The sequence below is a fragment of the Burkholderia sp. LMG 13014 genome, assembly GCF_905232215.1.
Classification (GTDB): Bacteria; Pseudomonadota; Gammaproteobacteria; order Burkholderiales; family Burkholderiaceae; genus Burkholderia.
This window is the reverse complement of sequence record NZ_CAJNKE010000406.1, coordinates 1-5,578: the sequence shown is the minus strand read 5'-3', so window position 1 is coordinate 5,578 and position 5,578 is coordinate 1. Positions and strand designations below refer to the sequence as shown.

Genomic DNA, 5,578 nt, shown 5'->3' with positions numbered 1-5,578 from the left:
ATCGGGGCAGACGGCGCTCGTCGGCTGGGGCGGCGAGACGTATTTCGAAGGACTGTCGGACATCAATCACGTGGACGTCGCGCTGCCGGGCGGCCGGACTTGCGAAGCGACGTTCACGTCCGACGCCGGCGCGGACCGGATGCAGCGCATCGGGCCGCTGCGCTGCGGCAACTAGACGGAGGGGAGGGGACGGATGAAACAGTTCGGCTGGATCTTGAAATGGGCGCTGGCGGCCGCGATGGCCGCCGTGCTCGCGCCGTCGGCCGCGTACGCCGGATGCACGGTGACGCCGGCGAACGGTGCGTCGTTCGGCACGGTCACGTCGTTCGCGGCGCTGAACCAGGCGCAGTCGACCTCGACGACGAACAGCGGATTGACCTGCTCGGGCGCCCTGTTGTCGCTGCTGCAGGTCGGCGACCAGATCGACGCCACCATCACGTCGGCCAACGGCGGCCAGATGACCGGCCCGACCGGCGATGCGATTCCGTACACGATCTTCGCGGATTCGGCTTATTCGGTCGTGCTGAACAGGGGGCAGCAATACAACTGGTTCAGCGGCGCACTGCTCAACCTGCTCGGGATTTTCGGCGGGCCGGCCGCATCGCTGCCGCTCTATTTCCGCACGAGCACCAACAGCAACGTCGCGGCGGGCGTCTATACCGACACGCTGACGATCAACTGGACCTGGAACTATTGCGCGGGGATCGGGATTCTCGGGATCTGCCTCGGCCGCGACCAGGGCAGCGGCGTATCGACGTTCCAGGTCACGATGACCGTCACCAACGACTGCACGATCACGGCGCCGGACGTGAGCTTTGGCGCCGCGCCGACCGTGTCGAGCTTCCAGCCGGTGTCCGGTTCGATTGCGCTGACCTGCACGAAGGGGATGATCTACACGGTCGGGCTGAGCCCCGGCAACAACGCGGCCGGCAACGGGCGCCGGCAGATGGCGAGCGGTGCGAACCGTCTTCAGTACGACCTGTTTGCCGGCGGCGGCGCGACGGTCTGGGGGCAGGCGAGCAACCGTGTCGCCGGCAGCGGTCCGGCGGACGGAACGTCGGTGAATACGATGCCGTACGTGGCTAGAATCTACAACGACCAGGCCACGCCGCCCGTCGGCACCTATACCGACAGCGTGATCGTCGACGTTCGCTACTAGCGGGCGCGCGAAGGCATGCCTGGTTGGCGCCCCGAATGACGACAAGGATGAGGATGACCACGAGTGACGAACCACCGGGATGCCGGCGAGGTTCCGGGGGCGTGAAGTGACACCGAACGACCGCGCCGGTTCGGCGGCAGGGAGATGACCCGTGGTGCTATGGTCGGTGTTTGCCTCATGTGTCTGCAGCGCCCTCGCGGGGGTGGCGGTGTGGGCCTGCATGAGACGCGAGCGGCTGCGTCTCGAAGCAGCGCTGCGCGCGTCGAACGATGCGCTGGCGTTGGCCGGGCACGAACTGCGCACGCCGCTCGCGGCGATGCTCGCGCTCGTCGACGTCGTGCATCGCGAGGCGCCCGCGCACGAGCGCCGGGGCCTGCTGGCGCTCGTGGATGAGACGGGGTTGGGGCGCATGCGTCTGCTGGACGACATCCTCGTGCATGCGCGCGTCGACGCGGGCCAGCTGCCGATCGCGCCGTCGGCGGTCGATCCGCGCGCGCTGCTCGACGACGTATCGGCGTTGTTCTCGGCGCGCGCGGCCGCGAAAGGGCTGCGCCTGCGGGTGCAGGTGGCCGGTGCGGTGCCCGCGTGGGTAACGATGGACGGCGAGCGCGTGCGTCAGATCGTGTCGAATCTGGTCGGCAATGCGATCGCGTTTACCGCGCACGGCGCGGTGTGGTTGCGTGCGGACGTGGTCGTGCAGGCACGCGATGGCGTCGTGCTGGAGATCGTCGTCGAGGATACCGGGCCGGGTATTCCTGATGCGCTGAAGCCGGGCCTGTTCACGCCATTCGTCACGCATGCCGGTACCCAGCGCGATGGCGGTGCAGGCAGCGGGCTCGGCCTGGCCATTTCGCGCAAGCTCGCGCGGGCGCTCGGCGGCGACCTGCGGCTGCTCGATACGCATCGCGTTGGCGCGGCGTTTGCGTTGACGTTGCGCTGCCCGGTGGCGGCGCAAGCACGTGCGGGTGCGGTGTACCGCGCGAGTGCGACCCCGTCTGATTCCGGTGCGGCCGTTGCCGCTGCCGATTCGCAGCACGATAGCGGGGGCGCAGAGGTGCCCCCGCGGCCGTTGTGCGTGCTGATCGTCGACGATCGCGAGGTCAACCGCATCGCGCTCGCGCAGCAACTTTCCCGCCTCGGGCATCGTGCGATCGAACGTCACGACGGGCGCGCGGCGCTCGATCTGCTGGAGACGGGTGCGATGCCGATCGACGTCGTGCTGACCGATTGCCGGATGCCGGGGATGGACGGGTTCGCGCTGGCGGCCGCGTTGCGCGATCACCGCAATCCGCGGCTCGCGCGCATGCCGGTCATCGGCGTGTCGGCCGACGCCGACATCGACGCGTCTGGCTGGGCCGGCGCCGGCATGGTTGCGTGCTTGCGCAGGCCGGTCACGCCCGGCGATCTGCGCGACGTGCTCGATGGACTCGATGGACTCGACCCGCGCGTATCGCACGATGCCGGCGACGCGCGCGGCTTCGACGCCACGGCACTCGACTACGCAACCCTGTTCGATGCGTTCGGCGCAGCGGGAGACGGCAGCGCCGATGCCCGGAACGTGCTCGCCGCGTGCCGCGCGTCGCTCGACGCCGACTGCGCGGTGCTGTCGAGCGCGCTGCACGCGGGGGACCAGCAAGCGCTGCAGGCATGGAGCCATGCGGCGCGCGGCACCTACGCGCTGTTCGGGCAGCCTCACATCGACCGCTTGCTCGATCGCTTTCATGCGGCCCTCATGTCCGGCTCGGCGACGGCAATCGGCAACGTCGGAGCAGAAGTATTGAAGATGACGGATCATCTGCTGACGCACGTCGGCGAACGGGCACGCGCAGCGGGCGCTAGGCGGCATTGAGTTGATGGCGAGAGACGAAGGAGGGCGAAAGTGAGTATCAGGGTTGTGATAGCGGATGACCATCCGCTGATGTTGTACGGCATTCGTCATGCGTTGGCATCCGAGACGAGTATCAGCGTGGTCGGCGAGGCCCTCGAGCCCGGCGCGCTGCTGAGCTGCATCGCGCGCACGCACTGCGATGTCGTGGTGACCGATTTCGCGATGCCGGGGCGTGCGCATGCGGATGGACTGCTGATGCTCGAGGCGATCCGCGAAGCGTTTCCGCTGGTGCGCGTGGTCGTGCTGACGATGCTCGACAATCCGGCGTTGATGCAGAACATCTGCAATACGGGCGTGCTGACCGTGCTCAACAAGCGCGGCGTGGCGGCCGACCTGGCGCGCGCGATCGTCGCCGCGTATGCGGGCCGGCCGTTCCTGCCGGCCGTGCGGCCGATGCCGACGGCCGTGAACGACGACGTCTATGCGCTGAGCCCGCGCGAGATCGAAGTCGTGCGGATGTGCGCGAGCGGGATGACGATGACCGACATCGCGCATTACTACGGCCGCAGTATCAAGACGATCAGCACGCAGAAGCACAACGCGATGAAGAAGCTCGGCATCCGCAGCGACGCCGAGCTGTTTCTCTACGTGTCGGGAAACGGGCTGGCCTGAGCGGGCCGGCTGTCCATCCCGTGCCTCGATCCCGCACGATCGGGATCGCTTGCCCTCCAGCCTGGATCGATGGCGGAGGGATTTTTTTGCGCGTGGCGCAATGGCGAAGTGTGCGTCGGGAACGGTAGGCGCCGGGCCACCGGTGACCATTCGGCAATGCACTCGGGTTGGCTGTCGAGCGTCAGCGACGCTCCTATGCCGTCCGTCGACACACGGGGTCGATGACCGTCGGGGGCATCTTCGCGCGCGTCAGTCCGGCATCCCGTTGTGGTCCCCGAGCGGCCTGTCGGGCCAGTCCACCCAGCGGTCCGCGCGGGTAAGCTCGTACGCCTCGTTCATCGGGTAGCGGATGCGGTTGTCGTCGCGCGGACGCTCACCGATCACCATCAGCCGGACTTCGTGCTGCGTGTTGTTGATGAAGGTGTGGCAGATCCCGGTGCCCGCCGGAAACGCGACCGAATCGCCTTCGACAACGGGGTACAGCACGCCGTCGATCCAGACATCCGGCTTGCCTTCGAGCACGTACACAAACTCCTGCTCGGTACTTTCGGCATGCGGATAGGACGTCCGCCGGCCCGGCAGAAGCCGCACGTGATGAATGCCGATACGGGTGATGCCGAGCTCGGCGGAAAGCGGTGCATCCAGCGCCATCGGCTCGGTATCGCCGCGATAGCAATGCGCGTCGGGTTCTTCGAGCTCGGTCCAGTGCTTGATGAAATCGGGGCGGGTCATCGGTTGCGCTCCTTTCGGGGGGATGGCGACGGTAGCGGTTCAGGCGCCGACGTCAGCGGTGACTCGCGCCCCCTCCCGGCGAATGAACCTCGCCCGATAACTTACCAGCGAATGCGGCAGGGCGATTGCTCGTCGAATTTCTCGAGCGGCCGCGGCGGCGAAGCCGGCTGGCGTGATCTCGCCCGTCGGCCATGCGGGAGGTCAGGTGCCGGTCGGCGAGCGTCATGGCGGCCCGGATGTCGCTGATCGGGCGGTCGACGACATCCACGGGAATCAGCACCGAACCGCTTCTTGCGTTGTGCAAAAAAAACGTCTGCGGCGCGATGCACGCGTGCTGGCCGCCGCGTATCGCCGCGACTACAGCCAGCCGTTGCGGATGAACTCGACGATCGAATAGCGGCGGTTCTCGAGCTCGTGCTGCCGGACAGCATTGACGATACGCGACACGCCGTCCGCATAAGGTGTCTCGCCCACCACACGCGATTCGAATTGCAGGCTGCATGCACCGTCGTCGATGCGGATCCGGTGAATCGCGTGGCGGCCGAGCTGATCGTCGGCGACCGCGAATTCGCTGCGCTGCACGTCCGGGTCGCGCACGGAGCGGATGTCTTCCGGCCGCACGCCGAGCGACTGGCCGATCCCGACGGCCGTGCCGGGGACGGACGTCTTGCCGGCCTGGTGCGACTCCGTCAGGCTGATCTGGCAGTCATGAAACAGGTGACCGCTGGTTTCCAGCATGCTCATGAACTTGAGCATCAGGATGTTCGTGTTCGGACACAGCACGACCGGGAACGCGTGCGAGCCGGTTTCGAGCTCGGAGCCGGTCGACAACTCGACGAGTGGCGATCCGGTGGCTTCGCAGAATGCGATCACGGCGGGGAGTTCGCGGCCGGAACCGGCGTGCACGACGATCGTTCGGGCGTCGCTACGTCGGGCGTCGCTACGCTGCGCATCGTTGCGCGCGCTGTCCGACCAGGGGATCACGCGACAGGTTGCCGGATCGAGGCGGTGCGCGCCGAGCAGCTCGCTGGCCAGCTTGCCGGTTCCTACGACGAGTACTTGCATGGAATTGACGGGTTGAGGTTCAGGATTCGGGGCGAGAACGGCGCGGGCCGTCGGGTCGCCCGGCACGGTCGCGGCGCGTGGCGCCGGACCGGCCTCGTATAAACAACTGACGCGGCCCACGA

At 67.6% G+C, this 5,578-nt stretch carries 6 protein-coding genes; 4 read left to right on the top strand and 2 right to left on the bottom strand.

The window, feature by feature from the left end; translation table 11 throughout:
• Positions 1 to 238: 238 nt before the first annotated feature.
• From JYJ84_RS27280 to JYJ84_RS27270, 3 genes are all read left to right on the top strand, one after another.
• Complete coding sequence (locus tag JYJ84_RS27280; protein WP_240647456.1) at positions 239 to 1,159, top strand: spore coat U domain-containing protein; 921 nt, start codon at positions 239 to 241, stop codon at positions 1,157 to 1,159.
• Between the two features lie 220 nt (positions 1,160 to 1,379).
• The gene (locus JYJ84_RS27275) at positions 1,380 to 3,008 is read left to right on the top strand and encodes an ATP-binding protein (RefSeq protein ID WP_205189689.1); all 1,629 of its coding nucleotides are present in this window, start codon (positions 1,380 to 1,382) and stop codon (positions 3,006 to 3,008) included.
• A gap of 30 nt (positions 3,009 to 3,038) precedes the next feature.
• Positions 3,039 to 3,659, top strand: a complete 621-nt coding sequence (locus JYJ84_RS27270) for a response regulator (RefSeq protein WP_043179870.1) — start codon at positions 3,039 to 3,041, stop codon at positions 3,657 to 3,659.
• Between the two features lie 249 nt (positions 3,660 to 3,908).
• On the opposite strand, the gene JYJ84_RS27265 is transcribed toward JYJ84_RS27270, so the two are convergent.
• Positions 3,909 to 4,391, bottom strand: coding sequence for a cupin domain-containing protein (locus JYJ84_RS27265; protein WP_175220212.1), 483 nt, complete (start codon positions 4,389 to 4,391; stop codon positions 3,909 to 3,911).
• 205 nt (positions 4,392 to 4,596) lie between these two features.
• Here JYJ84_RS27265 and JYJ84_RS27260 point away from each other — a divergent pair, with 205 nt between their 5' ends.
• Complete coding sequence (locus JYJ84_RS27260) at positions 4,597 to 4,788, top strand: hypothetical protein (RefSeq protein WP_205185019.1); 192 nt, start codon at positions 4,597 to 4,599, stop codon at positions 4,786 to 4,788.
• Here the strand turns inward: JYJ84_RS27260 and JYJ84_RS27255 are convergent.
• On the bottom strand, positions 4,749 to 5,456 hold the full coding sequence (locus JYJ84_RS27255; RefSeq protein ID WP_175220216.1) for a dihydrodipicolinate reductase: 708 nt from the start codon (positions 5,454 to 5,456) through the stop codon (positions 4,749 to 4,751). The genes JYJ84_RS27260 and JYJ84_RS27255 overlap by 40 nt on opposite strands.
• Positions 5,457 to 5,578: the final 122 nt, after the last annotated feature.